Origin of the sequence: Clostridium sp. Marseille-P3244, assembly GCF_900120155.1 — a bacterium.
Taxonomy (GTDB): Bacteria; Bacillota; Clostridia; order Lachnospirales; family Lachnospiraceae; genus Mediterraneibacter.
The window spans coordinates 1902555-1918456 of the sequence record NZ_LT635549.1 but is presented as its reverse complement, the minus strand read 5'-3'; the positions used below and the strand labels follow the sequence as shown (position 1 = coordinate 1918456).

Here is a 15902-nt window from a genome sequence, read left to right as displayed (position 1 = left end):
ACTTTACAGATACGGTAAAACCTTCTTCATGTTCTTTACATTTGTTGCATCTGTAATCGTAGACTGTCTGAGATTTCTTTTTCTCTTTGTTGACTTTTTCGTTAAGATATGGCTCTTGTAAGCTTTATTCCTTTTCAGTTTTCCTGTACCTGTCTTTTTAAAACGCTTTGCTGCCGCTCTATTTGTTTTGATCTTTGGCATGATGATTTCCTCCTTTATTGTGCTGCCTTACCGGTTCTTCATCGTGGACATATCTCCATTAACGCTTTTCAGTCAATACCATGCTCATGGCTCTGCCTTCCATCTTGGCCGGCTTCTCAACCACCGCGATATCCGCAAGCGTTTCCGCGAAATCGTCAAGGATATGTCTGCTCTGCTGGACATGCGCCATTTCTCTTCCCCGAAAACGAAGCGTGACCTTTACCTTGTTGCCTTTGGAAATAAATTTCCTGGCATTATTTATCTTGGTGTTCAGGTCATTGGTGTCGATATTCGGTGAAAGACGCACTTCTTTGATCTCCACCGTCTTCTGTTTCTTCCTCGCCTCTTTTTCTTTTCTTGTCTGCTCGTATTTATACTTACCGTAATCAATGATCTTGCAGACCGGCGGTTTTGCCATAGGCGCGATCTTCACCAGATCAAGCTCTGCTTCCTGAGCGATTTTCATGGCCTCGCGGGCTGACATGATACCTAACTGTTCCCCATCCGCGCCGATCAGACGGATCTCCCTGTCTCTGATCTGCTCGTTAATCATTAAATCGCTAATTGTAGTATACCTCCGTCAAATGAATTCCTTCAGGTTTCTTATGCGAAAACACAAAAAAACGAGTGAATATCATATCCACCCGACAATCAATAAAACCGTTCTCTTCTGTCCGGAAAACGCAGAAACAAGAGAACCGATAAATCAATATCAGACCAATAGTCACCCGATTGTGCTATGGTGAGAGTGGATACTCTACTTTGTTTTTTGCCTCACGCAGAAAATAATTTACCACATCTGTCTTCCTTTGTCAATATCTCTCCTCCAACTTTTTAACCTCCTGCATATTTTCAGTTTCCCCGAAGGCTGATCCATGCTATAATAGTGCTGCTTCCGCCTCACAGGCCGTGTACTGGCGCCCCGTAAGGGCAAGGTTTGTACACTGAGAAAAAACGGAAAAAGGAAAGAGAGATTGTAAAGTATGAAATCTGACTATAGAATAACAGAAGACAAATTTAATAACAAGTGGGGATTTGTTATCTCCTGTATCGGCAGTTCCGTAGGGATGGCGAACATCTGGATGTTCCCCTACCGCATCGGTGAATTTGGAGGCGCTGCCTTTCTCGTCCCTTATATCCTGTTTGTCCTGATCATCGGATTTTCAGGGGTGATCGGGGAAATGGCTTTTGGACGGGCCATGCAGTCCGGCCCTCTGGGAGCCTTCAAAAAGGCTTTTAAAATGAAAAATTCCCGGCTCGGATCTTTTATCGGCCTGATCCCGGTCATCGGATCTCTGGGGATCGCCATCGGCTACAGCGTCATCATCGGCTGGATCCTGAAATATCTTGCCGATTCCATCAGCGGAAATATCATGACCCGCGATGACCCTTCTGTTGTATTTTCCGGCCTTTCCGGAAATTTCGGAAGTATTCCCTGGCATCTGCTGGGCCTGATTCTTGTACTGATCTGTATGTCTTTCGGAATCTCCCGTGGAATTGAGAAAGTAAACAAAGTGATGATGCCTGCGTTTTTTATCCTTTTTCTCTTCCTCGCTGTCAGAGTCGCCTTTCTTGACGGCTCCGCGCCGGGATACTCTTACCTCTTCAAACCGGACTGGTCCGCGATGGCAGATCCGAGGACCTGGGTGTACGCCATGGGGCAGGCATTTTTTTCTCTCTCCCTTGCGGGCAGCGGAACTGTAGTGTACGGCAGTTACCTGAAGTCAGATGTAGATGTGGTCAGCAGCGCAAAATATGTGGCATTTTTCGATACGTTTGCCGCCCTTCTGGCCGGACTTGTCATCATTCCCGCCGTATTTGCGTATGGCATGGAACCCAACTCCGGGCCAGGTCTTCTCTTTATCACCATTCCGTCCGTAATCAAAAGCATCCCCTTTGGGCAGGCATTCGCGATACTGTTTTTCCTTGCCGTCCTCTTTGCCGGAGTCACTTCTCTTATGAATCTTCTGGAAAGTCCCGTGGAAGCGCTGCAGAAACGGCTGGGCTGGTCAAGGCTCACAGCGATTGCGGCAGTCGGCACGGTGACCGCTGTCATCGGCATCTTCGTGGAGGGAGATCTGTTAAGTCCATGGATGGACAGCATTTCCATCTATGTCATTCCACTGGGCGCACTCCTAGCAGGGGTCACCATGTTCTGGATCTGTGGCAGCGGATTTGCCCGCAATGCTGCACAGCTTGGCCGCAGCCGTACCATCGGGAAATGGTTTGAACCAATGACAAAATATGTATTCTGCGGAGTGGCCGCACTTGTATATATACTTGGGATCTTCTATGGCGGCATAGGATAAAAATCTGAGTTTGTTGAAGTGGTGGGTGTGGTCGCCGGGGAAGGAAGAGGATATCCATCTCGGGCACGCTTTCGCTCGGGGCTGCAACGCAGCGGCACATAAGGGCGCAAAGGACGCGCCCCAAATGCCGGCGTTGCTGCACGGCCCTCGATGGACACCTCTTCCTTCCCTCGGCTCCCTGTCCTCCCCCCTCCTCAACAACCTCGCGATTTGAACGGAAATGTCTTTTTCTCCAATAGCATTCCGCTTTCGTCTTACTTTCTAATCGCGAGATTGACAGGGGTTGAATCTTAACGCCGGAAGGGATGGACGAAACGCAGGGGAGGGAAAGAGTACCAGTCGGAAGCACCTTTCTGCAGCGGCAGATGGGTGGACCGACGACTTTGGAGGAATCCGCCGGAAAAACTTAAGGGACTTAGGATCCGCCGTTAAGCAATCCGATGAGATTGTCTGAGCGAACGCGAGTTGCTCATCGGATTGCTTTGTATTTAGGCGGGCTCTAAGTCCCTTTATGTTTTTCCCGGATTCTGGAACGGAGACGGGGACACCCATTCTGTCGCCGCAGAATACGTTTTTGGATACCAGCTTTTTTCTATTCCCTAACCTTTATCCATCCTCCCCGGCGTCTCCTGAATCCCTCGTCAAACTCAGATTTACAATTTCTTCATACAGGTCACTGCCATGGCACCCGGTCCGATATGGCATGCCACGCTCAGGGAGAGAGGACCTTCCACTATCTCATACCCGGGGAATTTGCCCTGGATCTCTTTCTTCCATTCCTTTGCTTCTTCTTCCGCGCAGGTATATGCCATTCCAAGTACCATATCTTCCTTCACCTCGGCAAAACGCTCATTCAGGTCTTTCTCAATGGCATTCAGCATTGTCCTTTTGGCTGCTTTCCAGCCTCTGACTTTCGCAAAGGCATCCAGTTTCTCCCCCTGGATCTGGAGTACGGGCTTCAGGTTCAGCACCGTTCCGAGCGCCGCGGCCGCAGGGGTGATCCGACCGCCTTTTTTCAGATATTTCAGCGTATCTACCGTAATATAGATGCTTGCCTGTAACTTCTCTTTCTCGAGAATGGTTTTGATCTCCTCCGCATTCTTTCCCTCATCGCGGAGTTGCATTGCGTCATACACGGACTGTTCCTGCGTGACGGAAATCCTCTGATTATCTACTACCTGCACCTTTCCTTTATAGTCTTTGGCCAGGGACATGGCTGTGTAACAGGTACTGCTCAGCCCGCTGGACATTGGAATGCACACGATCTCATCGTATTCTTTCAGAGCCTTGTCCCACAATTCCATAATACTCCCCGGGGATGGCTGTGATGTGGAGATATCCGAATCCGCGCCCAGCTTTTCATAGAATTCTTTCTGTGATAAAGTGATATCTTCCAGGAACAGTTCTCCGTCGATAAAAAATGGCATGGGAAGGACATAAATCCCCAGCTCCCTTCCCCTGTCCTGCGTGATCCCGCTGTTGCTGTCAGTTACGATCGCTACTTTTCCCATTTTTCTTCTCCCTAATTTTTAAAACTGTGGATCGGAGCAGGAATCCGCCCCGCTCTGTTTATAAATGCTTCGCAGCCAAATTCATTGACCGGCATGATCGGAGCGTATCCCAGCAAGCCGCCGAACTCGGCGGTATCACCCACATCTTTTCCGATCACCGGGATCAGACGGACCGCTGTCGTCTTCTGGTTTACCATGCCGATCGCCATTTCATCAGCGATGATACCGGCTATGGTTGACGCGCTTGTTCTGCCCGGAATGGCGATCATATCCAGTCCCACAGAGCAGACGCAGGTCATGGCCTCCAGTTTCTCCAGAGTCAGAGATCCCGCATGTACGGCATCGATCATCCCCTGGTCCTCACTGACCGGGATAAATGCGCCGCTCAGTCCTCCTACATAGGATGAGGCCATCACGCCGCCTTTTTTTACCTGGTCGTTGAGCATGGCCAGCGCTGCTGTCGTGCCGGGAGCTCCGACCCTCTCCAGCCCGATCTCTTCCAGAATCTCCGCCACGCTGTCCCCCACAGCCGGGGTGGGCGCAAGGGAGAGATCTACGATTCCGAAAGGGATGCCGAGACGCTCGGAGGCTTCTCCGGCCACCAGCTGACCGACCCGGGTCACTTTAAAAGCTGTCTTCTTGATCGTCTCGCACAGTTCTTCAAATCCTTTGCCCCGGACTTTTTCCAGTGCTTTTTTTACGACTCCCGGGCCGCTGACCCCCACATTAATCACAGCGTCTGCCTCTGTTACGCCAAGAAATGCTCCCGCCATAAATGGATTGTCATCCGGCGCGTTACAGAAGATCACCAGTTTCGCGCAGCCCAGAGAATCTCTCTCCTTGGTGGCTTCCGCGGTAGCCCGGACAATCTCGCCCGAAAGGCGTACCGCGTCCATATTGATACCGGTCTTAGTGGATCCTACGTTCACAGAGCTGCAAATGCGCTCCGTCTCTGCCAGCGCCTGTGGTATAGACCGGATCAGGTTCTCCTCACTTTTTGTCATTCCCTTGGAAACCAGCGCGGAATATCCTCCGATAAAATTGACCCCTACCTTCTCCGCTGCCATATCCAGCGTCCGCGCCACGGAAACAAAGTCTTCCGGCGACTTACAGGCTGCGCTTCCCACCAGAGCGATGGGGGTAACGGAGATCCTCTTATTCACAATGGGAATCCCAAATTCCTTCTCAATATCCTGTCCGACAGCGACAAGATCCTTCGCGGTCTCTGTAATCTTCTCATAGATCTTCCGGTTCAGTCTTTCAAGGTCAGAGTCAATGCAGTCCAGCAGGCTGATGCCAAGCGTGATCGTACGAACATCCAGATTCTCGTGTTCGATCATCTTGTTTGTCTCTGACACTTCATACATGTTGATCATAGTCCGTATCCTCGCAATCTTCCTGTTATATCAGGCTATATCCTGTAAAATCTCCCAATTTACAGCCTGTGCATCTTCTCAAATATTTCCTCTCTCTGGCAGCGGATAACCACGCCGATCTCCTCCCCCAGTTTCTCCATCTCATCGCAGAGAACGGTGAAATCTTTCTGGAGTCCCGACACATCCACGATCACCATCATGTTGAAATATCCCTGGATGATTGTCTGGGAGATATCCAGGATATTGATCTTGTTATCCGCGAGATAAGTACACACTCTGGCAACGATCCCTACTGTATCTTTTCCAAGTACGGTAACAATACATTTCTTCATTCTTTCTTCCTCCATGGTCAGACCATAATAATATCTGAAACAGTGTCCCTGCCGGCAACAAACATATCCAGGTCTTCCCCTCTGTAATCATTGTCCGAGAGTGTAACCTCCAGCTTGACCGTCTCATAGGCAAGTTTCGCGTAATTGTTCTCTTTGCTGAGATGTCCCAGAACGATGTGCTTCAGATTATCATGTAGTATATCACAAAGCAGCCGCCCTGACAATTCATTTGACAGGTGCCCTTTGTCCCCCAGGATCCGCTGTTTTAAATAGTAGGGATAACCTCCCACTTCCAGCATATGGATATCATGGTTTGCCTCCAGAAGGACCGCATCCAGATTCTTTAAATGCTCCACTGTATAATCATCATATTTCCCCAGATCTGTCGCTACTGCGACCGATTTTCCTCCGCATTCCAGACGGTATCCGGAAGGCTCATTGGCATCGTGGGAGATAGCAAAGGGGCTGACCGTTACATCACCCAGCAGGAACAGTTCATCTGTATGTATGGGATGGAGCAGGCCATCAGGCAGGCGCCCCAGCCCGGAATAACTCCGGATCCCTTCGATCGTCCCGGGGGTGGCGTAGACAGGTATTTCATATTTCCTGCTGAACACTCCGAGCCCCTGGATATGGTCGGAATGTTCATGGGTGATCAGAATACCGTCTAACTCTTCCCCCTTGATCTCCAGCTGTCTTAATCCTTCCTCGATCCGTTTTCTGCTGATCCCTGTGTCTATGAGCAGATGAGTATCATCACTGCCCACATAGATACAGTTGCCGCTGCTCCCGCTGGCAATGCTGCACATTCTCATGATCGTAATCTCTCTCCTATTTGTCTCTTTGTATTTTCAAAAGAACCGCTGTTGTCAATGACAACGGTGCTGGCCTGTCGGAATTCTTCATCCGACGGCTGTGACGCGATCATCTGTGTGATCTTTTCATCCGTATATCCCCGGGACATCTTCAGCCTCCGGCGCCGGATATTCTCCTCTGTGTATATATACCAGATCTCATTGCAGAGTTCCGCGCCTGCGTCAGGAAGAAGGGCCGCTTCAAGGACATAAAGCTTTGTTCCCTCTTTCTCCTGCCGCGCGATGTCCTGCCGTACATGACGGATTACTTCCGGATGGACGATCCGGTTCAGGGTCTCCAGGCTGCCAGCATCAGAAAACACGATACTGCCCAGCCGGACGCGGTCCAGTTCTCCGTCCTCTGCCAGGATCCCCGTCCCGAACTGCTCTACGATACGCCGGAAACAGTCTGTCCCTTTTTTCTGCAGCTTCCTGGCTGTCTCGTCCATCTGGCAGATATAAGCGCCCCGGATTTCTTTCAGATAATTCAAGATCTGACTTTTCCCGGAACCCACACCTCCTGTGATCCCCAGCACTTTCATCTCTGATTCTCCTTTTTATGTTCCCCGGTATCGGATATTGTTCTGTGTCACTTTGCCTCATACCAGTTCTTTCCGGTATGCATGTCAACGATCAGGGGAACCAAAAGCTCTGCCGCGTGTTCCATTTTGTCCTTCAGGATGGATTTCACTTCTTCCACTTCAGACTCGTCCGCCTCAATGAGCAGCTCGTCATGGACCTGCAGAAGCAGCCGGGACTTCATGTTTCTCTTTTTCAGCTCGTCATGGACCTGGATCATCGCGATCTTGATGATATCCGCGGCTGTTCCCTGGATCGGAGCGTTCATCGCCACTCTCTCTCCGAAACTCCGCTGCATAAAATTGCTGGATCTCAGCTCCGGCACAGGCCTGCGCCTGCCGAAAAGGGTAATTGCGTATCCTTTTTCCTTCGCCCCTGCGACAGAGTCATCCAGGAACTTTTTGATTCCCGGGTAAGTCTCAAAATAATGTTCGATGTACTGAGCCGCTTCTTTCCGGGTGATACTCAGATCCTGGCTCAGCCCGAACGAACTGATCCCGTACACGATCCCGAAATTGACCGCCTTGGCGTTGCGCCGCTGAAGTTCCGTCACTTCATCAAAAGGAGTATGGAATACTTGGGAAGCTGTCATCCGGTGGATGTCCCTGGCCTCCCTGTACGCCTGGATCAGCTGTTCGTCACCGGAGCAGTGGGCCAGGATGCGCAGCTCGATCTGAGAATAATCTGCATCCACAAACACACAGCCTTCTTTGGGGACAAATACTTTTCGTATAAGTCTTCCCAGTTCCATACGCACCGGTATGTTCTGCAGATTGGGTTCTGTACTGCTTAAACGCCCGGTAGCTGTGACTGTCTGATTAAACTTTCCGTGGATCCTTCCATCCTCTCCGATATATGCGGCCAGGCCGTCCGCATAGGTTGATTTCAGTTTTGTCAGCTGGCGATATTCCAGGATCTTTGCTACGATCGGGTAGTCCGGCGCCAGCTTGTCCAGGACATCCGCAGCCGTAGAGTATCCGGTCTTTGTCTTCTTAGCGTGGGGCATCCCCAGCTTGTCAAAAAGAATCACTCCCAGCTGTTTGGGCGAATTAATATTAAACTGCTCCCCTGCCAGCGAGTAAATTTCCTTTTCCAGCTCTACGATCCGTTCCCCCAGCTGATCTCCGTAAATCTTCAGCGCTTCCGCCTCTACCTTCACTCCCGCCTGTTCCATGTCGAACAGCGTGAAAACAAGAGGCATCTCAATCTCACGGAACAGCCGCTCCATCCCTGTTTCTCTCAGTTTTTCCCACAGGGGTTTGACAGACGCATACGCGGTATATGCTTCGTAACAGGCCTTTCCGGCATCATTTGTTTTGTCGTCTATGAGGATCCCCAGCTGTTCCCTTGCCACATCCTCATAATTATAGTCACTCTTCAGCGGATTCAGCAGATATGCCGCCACGACCACATCAAATCCGTTTTCCTTCCGGATGCCGGTAATACTGGACATCGCATCTTTCAACCCGCACATAGAAAAGCATCCCGCTCTTTCAGCCACTTCGGACAGCTTTTCAAAAAGATAGTCCATATCCGTATCCATATCACAGGGAATCGTATAGATCTTATCAGTCCCGTAGGCAATCGCGATTCTTCCAAATCCGGAAGGATGGGCAAAGAGCGGAAGGACGTTTCCGGCATCCTTTGACAATGCCGCTCCTACACACTCTGCCTGTGCCGCCTCCGCAAAAATGTTATCGATCTTAGCTCTGTCTGTCACCTCGCAAAAGGAGCTTTCAATATCATTGACAGATACCTCCACGTCAAACCGGCTCAGCATATTCTTGAACTGAAGCCGCTGGAAAAGATTATAGGCTTCTTTTGTATATGGATTCCCGTGGCGCGCTTTCGCAAGATCAAAGTCGATCTCAGCGTGCGTGTTGATCTCGGCCAGAGCTTTGCTTAACTTTGCCTGTTCCCAGTATTCTTTCAAATTTTTGCTGGCTCTGGGCGGCCTGATCTCATCCACGTGTTCATGGGCATTTTCAATGGATCTATATTCCTGTATGATCTTGACCGCAGTCTTCTCACCGACTCCCGGCACCCCCGGTATATTGTCAGAAGTATCTCCCATCAGAGCTTTTACGTCTATAAACTCTTTTGGAGTAACCCCGTATACTTTCTCTACATCAGAGGCATAGTAGTCTTCCACTTCCGTCCTTCCCTGCTTCGTTTTCGGAATCCGGATCTTTACTTGTTCTGTCGCCAGCTGGAGCATATCCCTGTCCCCGGAAATGATGGATACATCCAGCCCTTTTTTCTCACACAGGCGTGAGATCGTCCCAAGGAGATCGTCCGCTTCCAGCCCGGCCTTTTCGATGATCTCAATCTTCATTGCCTTCAGGACATCTTTGATCACCGGCACCTGCTGCCTAAGCTCCTCCGCCATCGGTTTTCTTGTTCCTTTATACTCCGCGAACATCTCATGCCGAAATGTAGGGGCATGGACATCAAATGTAACTGTCAGATATTCTGGTTTTTCTTCATCCAGAATCTTAAACATGATATTAAGAAATCCATAAACCGCATTGGTATGCAGTCCTTCTGAATTGGTCAGGTCAGGCACTCCGTAAAATGCCCGGTTTAAAATACTGTGTCCGTCTATCAGTACGATCTTTTCTTTCATCAGAAATTTCCTCCGTCCATAGCCATTACTAAAGTATACACTAAAAAACTTCTTTTTTAAAGGCTGTTTTTATGGTATCATTAAGGATAGTTTTATCATATTAGAAATCATATTTAAGACTAAGGAGAAGTACAGATATGGACAGTATTATTTTTGACGTGGACGGCACGCTCTGGAATTCCGTAGAGCCTGTGGCAAAGTGCTGGAATATTATACTGAAGGAATACCCGTCCGTGGATCTTACTATGGACGGAAAGACTCTGACCCAGTTATTCGGGAAGACAATGACTGACATCGGCAATGCGCTCTTTCCTTCCCTTCCTCCTAAAAAGCGCATGGAGATCCTGGAGCACTGCTGCAGTTTTGAAAACACCTATCTGAAAGAGCATCCGGGCACACTCTATGATGGAGTGGAGGAGACTGTCAAAATTCTGTCTGAGAGGTACCCTCTTTATATCGCAAGCAACTGTCAGGCAGGCTATATAGAGACCATGTTAAGCGTCACCGGTCTCCAGCCGTATATCAAAGATCATCTCTGTTTCGGAGACACCCTTACCTCGAAAGGCCAGACGATTCTGAAGCTGATGAAAAGGAACAGTCTGGTGTCCCCTATCTATGTCGGTGACACCAGAGGCGATGCCGAAGCCTGCCGGGAAGCAGGAATCCCGTTCCTGTTTGCGGAATATGGCTTCGGCGATGTGCCGGAAGCAGAGAGAAAGATTCGTTCTTTCCGGGAACTGCCGCTTATCCTTTCAACCTGGCAGTGAAATCCGCCAGTATCTCAGATATCTTGATCTGCTGCGGACAGACTTTCTCGCAGCTGCGGCAGCCGATGCAGGCCGCAGGCTGTTTCTCTGCAGGCAGCGTGTTCAGCGCCATGGAAATGTGAATGTTTCCTCCTGTAAAAACATGCTCGTTATACAGCTTTATCAAGGCCGGAATATCCAGACCCTTTGGACAGTGGGAGGTACAGTAATGGCAGGCAGTACAGGGAACTTCTCTGATCATGTCATCGGCGATTTTCAGCAGCTCCGTCTGTTCAGCAGCGCTCAGCGGCCTTTCATGTTCAAATGTCTTGACATTCGCTTCCAGTTGTTCCATTCCGGACATGCCGGACAATACAACTGTTACCTCCGGTACGGACTGCAGGAAACGAAATGCCCAGGCCGGAACAGTCTCATCCGGCCGCATGGCGCGCAGGCGCGCAGTGTTGTCATCATCCAGTGCTGCCAGACGTCCCCCGCGCAGAGGTTCCATTACCCATATCGGCAGATCATACTCTTTCAGCAGATGAACCGTATCCTCTGCCTTCTGAAAATGCCAGTCTATATAATTCAGCTGAATCTGACAGAACTCCATCTCACTGCCATAGGCATCAAGAAATCTCCGGATAACTTCACAGCTTCCATGAGTAGAAAATCCCAGATGGCGGATACGTCCGTCCGCCTTCTGCTTACGAAGATAGTCCATAATGCCATACCTCGCATCCAGATAGGCGTCAATGTTCATCTCGCATACATTATGAAAAAGATAGAAGTCAAAGTACTCCACCCCGCACTTCTTGAGCTGGCGTTCAAAAATTTCAGCGACTTTGGGCATATTTACCAGATCATAACCCGGAAATTTGGTAGCCAGATAATAGTCCTCCCTTGGATAACGGCCAAGCGTCCGCCCGATCACGGTCTCAGAATTTCCATTGTGATATCCCCAGGCGGTATCGAAATAATTGATCCCATGGTCCATGGCATAAGCCACCATTTTCTGTGTCTGTTCCACATCGATATCAGATTCTGCACTGCCGCTTAAGGGAAGGCGCATACATCCAAACCCCAAGGCTGCTATTCTGTGATCCTGAAATTTTCGATAGATCATTTCCATTTCCTCCTTTTCTGCCCGTCATACAGGCTCCGGAATTTTATCTGCCTGAAACAGAACAGCCCTCCGGTCTGGAAGGCTGTTTTAAAAAGACTGTCTATTATAAGAATGCGGAAGATGGGACTTGAACCCACACGTAGTCACCTACGCAAGATTTTGAGTCTTGTGCGTCTGCCATTCCGCCACTTCCGCACGCCCGGCTTCCGTTGGAAGCCAGATTTGATTATATCACTTGAGAAAATTCATTGCAACAACATTTTTCCCGTTTATACCGGGTTTTGTCAGATCACGGCCCGCTCCTTGCCCAGTTCACCGGCCTGCCCGGTCAGTTTCCTGCCGATCTCAAAGCAGTCAAATGTGGCAAAATAGTCTGCCGGCGTCTCTGCCCGGCGGATAAGCTGCACACCGCCGTCCTCTTTTAAGAGCAGCTCTGCAGACTTCAGTTTGCCATTATAATTGTATCCCATGGAAAATCCGTGAGCCCCTGTATCATGAATCACCAGATAATCTCCCATATCAATTTTCGGAAGCATCCGGTCAACAGCAAACTTATCATTATTCTCACAAAGAGAGCCGGTTACGTCATATTTATGATCACAGGGCGCATTCTCTTTCCCCAGCACTGTGATGTGGTGATATGCCCCGTACATGGCCGGACGCATCAGATTTACCGCACAGGCGTCTACCCCGATGTATTCCTTATGTGTGTGCTTTTCATGGATCGCTTTGGTGACAAGACAGCCATATGGTCCCATCATATATCGTCCCAGTTCTGTGTAAATTTCCACATCTCCCATTCCGGCGGGAACTAGTACTTCTTCATAGGCTTTCCGCACTCCTTCTCCGATGACCCGGATGTCATTTGGTTCCTGATCCGGCCTGTAGGGAATGCCGATCCCTCCGGAAAGGTTGATAAACTTTATGTGTACTCCAGTCTCTTTTGACAGACGCGCCGCCTGCTCAAAAAGGATCTTTGCCAGCATGGGATAATACTCATTGGTCACTGTATTGCTGGCCAGAAACGCATGGAGGCCGAATTCTTTCGCTCCTTTGGCCTTCAGGATCTTATAGGCCTCCAGGAGCTGTTCTGCAGTCATGCCATATTTGGCGTCACCCGGATTATCCATGATATCATTGGAAATTTTAAACAGTCCGCCCGGATTAAAACGACAGCTGATCGTTTCCGGGATATGGCCGATCGCTTTCTCCAGAAATTCAATATGGGTGATGTCATCCAGATTGATGATCCCGCCAAGGCGGTCCGCCAAAACAAAGTCCTCCGCCGGTGTGTCATTGGAAGAAAACATAATATCATGTCCGGTAATTCCCACGGCCTCAGACAACATCAGCTCCGTGTACGAAGAGCAGTCGCAGCCACATCCGTACTCCTTCAGAATCTTGATCAGGAACGGATTGGGAGTCGCTTTTACCGCAAAGTACTCTTTAAATCCGGGATTCCATGAAAAAGCGTCTCTCAAAGCCTCCATATTCTTCCGGATCCCCTTCTCATCATAGATATGGAAAGGGGTAGGATATGTTTTTGTGATCTCCTGGATCTGTTCCTTTGTAACAAACGGTCTTTTGTTCATTAATGTCTCTCCTTAAAGTAGTTTCGGATCTCTTTCGATCCGGATATTATTCGATCGTAGCGATCCTCATCATATTGCTCTTTGTACTGTGCTCCTGCCGGACATTTGTCGAGGGAACACCTGCTGTCAGAACAACCACATCCCCTGATTCCACATACTGCTTCACAATTGCCAGTTCAATAGCCGCGTTGCAGATATCATCTGTAGAATTCAGCTGTGTTGACTTCAGCGGCCTTACTCCCCAGTAGATTGACATTCTCCGCAGCGTACGCTCATTTGGAGTGATCCCGAGGATATCCTGTTTGGGTCTTAAATCAGATATCACTCTGGTGGTCGCGCCGGACACAGTAGGAGTAATGATACATCTGGCATTCAGATTAGAGGCAGCCAGCACCGAAGAATATCCGATAGCACTGGACAATCCTTTCTTCTTCAGATGGCTTCCTGCTTTTTCCAGCATCATGTCATAATCCAGATGCTGCTCTGTATTCTCAATGATGTGGACCATCATCTGCAGCGCTTCCAGTGGGTATTTGCCCTGAGCGGTCTCTCCGGAGAGCATCACCGCATCTGTTCCGTCGTAAACCGCGTTCGCCACGTCTGTCACTTCAGCTCTGGTAGGACGGGGATTGCGGATCATGGAATCCAGCATCTGTGTGGCAGTAATAACTGTCTTAAAATTATTGTTGCATTTCTGGATGATCATCTTCTGCAGATAAGGTACTTCCTCCGCCGGGATCTCTACGCCCAGATCACCTCGGGCCACCATGATCCCGTCTGCCGCGCGGATAATTTCATCGATATTCCGGATTCCTTCCGCGTTCTCTATTTTGGCGATGACAGGTGTGTAGGGCGCATCCAGTTCTTTCAGATATGCCTTGATTTCCAGGACACATTCTGCGTTTCTTACAAAAGAAGCCGCAATAAAATCAATGCCCTGCTCCACTCCGAAGCGGATATCGTCTCTGTCTTTCTTTGTGATCGCAGGCAGACGGACTGCCACATTCGGGACATTGACTCCCTTTCTTTCTCCCAGCTCACCGCCATTGACCACAACACAGTGGATCTCCTTCTCTGTTTTAGCCACTACTTCCAGTCCGATCAGCCCGTCATCGATCAGGATCGTTTTCCCGGGTTCCACATCTTCCACAAGGCCTTCATACGAGATAGACACTTTCTGAGCGTCCCCTATCACATCCTCTATGGTCAAAGTAAAGGAAGCTCCGTTCTCAAGCATAACTTTTTTCCCGTCTCTGAGAATACCCGTCCGGATTTCCGGTCCCTTAGTATCCAGCAGGATAGCTGTGTTGGTATGGAGTTCTTCACGGAGTTCTTTCAGCATGTCCATTCTGCTCTTCTGTTCCGCATGATCACCATGGGAAAAGTTAAAACGGGCCACATCCATTCCGTTTTCCATGAGTTTCTTCATGAGTTCTCTGTCATTCGTATTAGGTCCCATTGTACAGACTACTTTTGTTTTTTTCATAAGATAAGCCCTCTCCTTACATCAACTATTTCTATATATCATATCTTCCAGGATGAATCTGGTCTGTGTGTCCCGCCATTTATTTTACATGTTCGTGAGTGAACAAATGATCCTGGCAATATTCATAATTTCCGTTACATTTGGAACAGAAACGGAATTCCAGGCAGGGATCATCCAGTTCCGTGCGGCCGCATACCGCGCAGCGGTGCTTAGCGCCGCCCTCATAATGCATGTGAGGCGCGGACTGCTTTTTAAATCTGGCTTTTCTTGCTCTCTCTTTTGGTGAATACCGTCGCAGATTTCTCGTAGAAAGGAAGAAAATAATAAAATTCAAAAGTGACGCCCCGATCGCTACACGGGTCACAATCCCGCCTGTTATGAACGAGTATCCGGCCAAAGCGGCATATACCAGCGCCATCCACTTCATTTTAATGGGCAGGATAAAGTACAACAGGACTTCCATGTCCGGATAAATTGCCGCAAACGCAAGGAAAATGGACATCGTAATATAGTTTGTGCTCACAAGTCCGATCGATGACAGGGGGATCTCCACACCATACATGAAGTAAAACACACCATACAGAGCGAATACCGCCAGCACTGTAAACAGGATACCCGAAAAAATGTATACATTATACTTAAAAGTCCCCCAGGTACGCTCAAGAGCTGTTCCCAGTGAATAATAAAGCAGTACAAGGAACACCAGAGAAATCAGGTCCGTAGCCGGTGGAACCAGCACCCAGGATATGATCCTCCACACCTGTCCCCGCAAAATCAGAGCCGGTTCCAGAGTAAGCCAGCTGATCAGTTCCGGCATCAGATACATGGTAATAAAACCGATCACGTAGCCTGCCAGAAGATACACTGTCAGGTTCGGGATCGCGAAACGTCCCATTTTTCTCTCTAATTTGTCAAGCCAGTTCAAATGTTATTTCTCCTTACTTTCCAGATTTTGTTTTTATACCGATACAATTGTACCGTTCACAAAACTGTTTGTCAAACAGTTGTTATAGCTTTACCTGACTTTCACACAATCTTTATATAAAATATCTATAAGACCCGGAATTATTTTCAAATCCCGCATAATAATAACAATTGTCTTTTTAAAATTCCTGTCGTATAATGTAAATTGTTGCAAAACAGAAACGGGAGTTTTACAGTTGA

At 48.9% G+C, this 15902-nt stretch carries 14 protein-coding genes and 1 tRNA gene; 2 read left to right on the top strand and 13 right to left on the bottom strand.

The features are described 5' to 3' along the window. Positions 1-3: 3 nt before the first annotated feature. Both rpmI and infC read right to left on the bottom strand, forming a co-directional pair. Entirely contained in the window at positions 4-201 is a 198-nt protein-coding gene (gene rpmI, locus BQ7367_RS10890; protein WP_004846382.1) for a 50S ribosomal protein L35, read from the bottom strand. Positions 202-259: 58 nt separating this feature from the next. Then, positions 260-754, bottom strand: a complete 495-nt coding sequence (gene infC / locus BQ7367_RS10885) for a translation initiation factor IF-3 (RefSeq protein WP_072525458.1) — start codon at positions 752-754, stop codon at positions 260-262. Between the two features lie 430 nt (positions 755-1184). On the opposite strand from infC, the gene BQ7367_RS10880 reads away from it, so the two are divergent. Then, entirely contained in the window at positions 1185-2510 is a 1326-nt protein-coding gene (locus tag BQ7367_RS10880; protein ID WP_072525457.1) for a sodium-dependent transporter, read from the top strand. Positions 2511-3163: 653 nt separating this feature from the next. Here BQ7367_RS10880 and BQ7367_RS10875 read toward each other — a convergent pair. From BQ7367_RS10875 to polA, 6 genes are read right to left on the bottom strand one after another with little or no spacing between them, the layout of a single operon-like run. Then, positions 3164-4021, bottom strand: a complete 858-nt coding sequence (locus BQ7367_RS10875) for a DegV family protein (RefSeq protein ID WP_072525456.1) — start codon at positions 4019-4021, stop codon at positions 3164-3166. Between the two features lie 11 nt (positions 4022-4032). Beyond that, the gene (locus BQ7367_RS10870) at positions 4033-5397 is read right to left on the bottom strand and encodes a PFL family protein (RefSeq protein WP_072525455.1); all 1365 of its coding nucleotides are present in this window, start codon (positions 5395-5397) and stop codon (positions 4033-4035) included. Between the two features lie 59 nt (positions 5398-5456). Beyond that, the gene (locus tag BQ7367_RS10865; RefSeq protein ID WP_072525454.1) at positions 5457-5729 is read right to left on the bottom strand and encodes an ACT domain-containing protein; all 273 of its coding nucleotides are present in this window, start codon (positions 5727-5729) and stop codon (positions 5457-5459) included. A 17-nt stretch (positions 5730-5746) separates the two neighbouring features. Next, the gene (locus BQ7367_RS10860; protein WP_072525453.1) at positions 5747-6544 is read right to left on the bottom strand and encodes an MBL fold metallo-hydrolase; all 798 of its coding nucleotides are present in this window, start codon (positions 6542-6544) and stop codon (positions 5747-5749) included. Continuing rightward, the gene (gene coaE / locus BQ7367_RS10855) at positions 6541-7125 is read right to left on the bottom strand and encodes a dephospho-CoA kinase (protein ID WP_072525452.1); all 585 of its coding nucleotides are present in this window, start codon (positions 7123-7125) and stop codon (positions 6541-6543) included. The genes BQ7367_RS10860 and coaE overlap by 4 nt, the downstream gene beginning before the upstream one ends. Positions 7126-7172: 47 nt before the next feature. Next, complete coding sequence (gene polA / locus BQ7367_RS10850; RefSeq protein WP_072525451.1) at positions 7173-9788, bottom strand: DNA polymerase I; 2616 nt, start codon at positions 9786-9788, stop codon at positions 7173-7175. A 137-nt stretch (positions 9789-9925) separates the two neighbouring features. Here polA and BQ7367_RS10845 point away from each other — a divergent pair, with 137 nt between their 5' ends. Then, complete coding sequence (locus BQ7367_RS10845) at positions 9926-10555, top strand: HAD family hydrolase (RefSeq protein WP_072525450.1); 630 nt, start codon at positions 9926-9928, stop codon at positions 10553-10555. Here the strand turns inward: BQ7367_RS10845 and BQ7367_RS10840 are convergent. The 5 genes from BQ7367_RS10840 to BQ7367_RS10820 form a co-directional block, all read right to left on the bottom strand. Beyond that, a complete protein-coding gene (locus BQ7367_RS10840; RefSeq protein WP_072525449.1) occupies positions 10533-11660 on the bottom strand; it encodes an aldo/keto reductase in 1128 nt (375 codons plus the stop codon). The two genes, BQ7367_RS10845 and BQ7367_RS10840, sit on opposite strands and share 23 nt — an antisense overlap. Positions 11661-11772: 112 nt before the next feature. Next, positions 11773-11855 (bottom strand) — tRNA-Leu (locus BQ7367_RS10835). An 89-nt stretch (positions 11856-11944) separates the two neighbouring features. Continuing rightward, positions 11945-13252 (bottom strand): diaminopimelate decarboxylase, encoded by a 1308-nt coding sequence (locus tag BQ7367_RS10830; protein WP_072525448.1) that lies wholly within the window; start codon positions 13250-13252, stop codon positions 11945-11947. Between the two features lie 46 nt (positions 13253-13298). Beyond that, complete coding sequence (gene pyk, locus BQ7367_RS10825) at positions 13299-14738, bottom strand: pyruvate kinase (RefSeq protein ID WP_072525447.1); 1440 nt, start codon at positions 14736-14738, stop codon at positions 13299-13301. A 79-nt stretch (positions 14739-14817) separates the two neighbouring features. Next, positions 14818-15663 (bottom strand): rhomboid family intramembrane serine protease, encoded by an 846-nt coding sequence (locus BQ7367_RS10820; RefSeq protein WP_072525446.1) that lies wholly within the window; start codon positions 15661-15663, stop codon positions 14818-14820. Positions 15664-15902 lie beyond the last annotated feature (239 nt).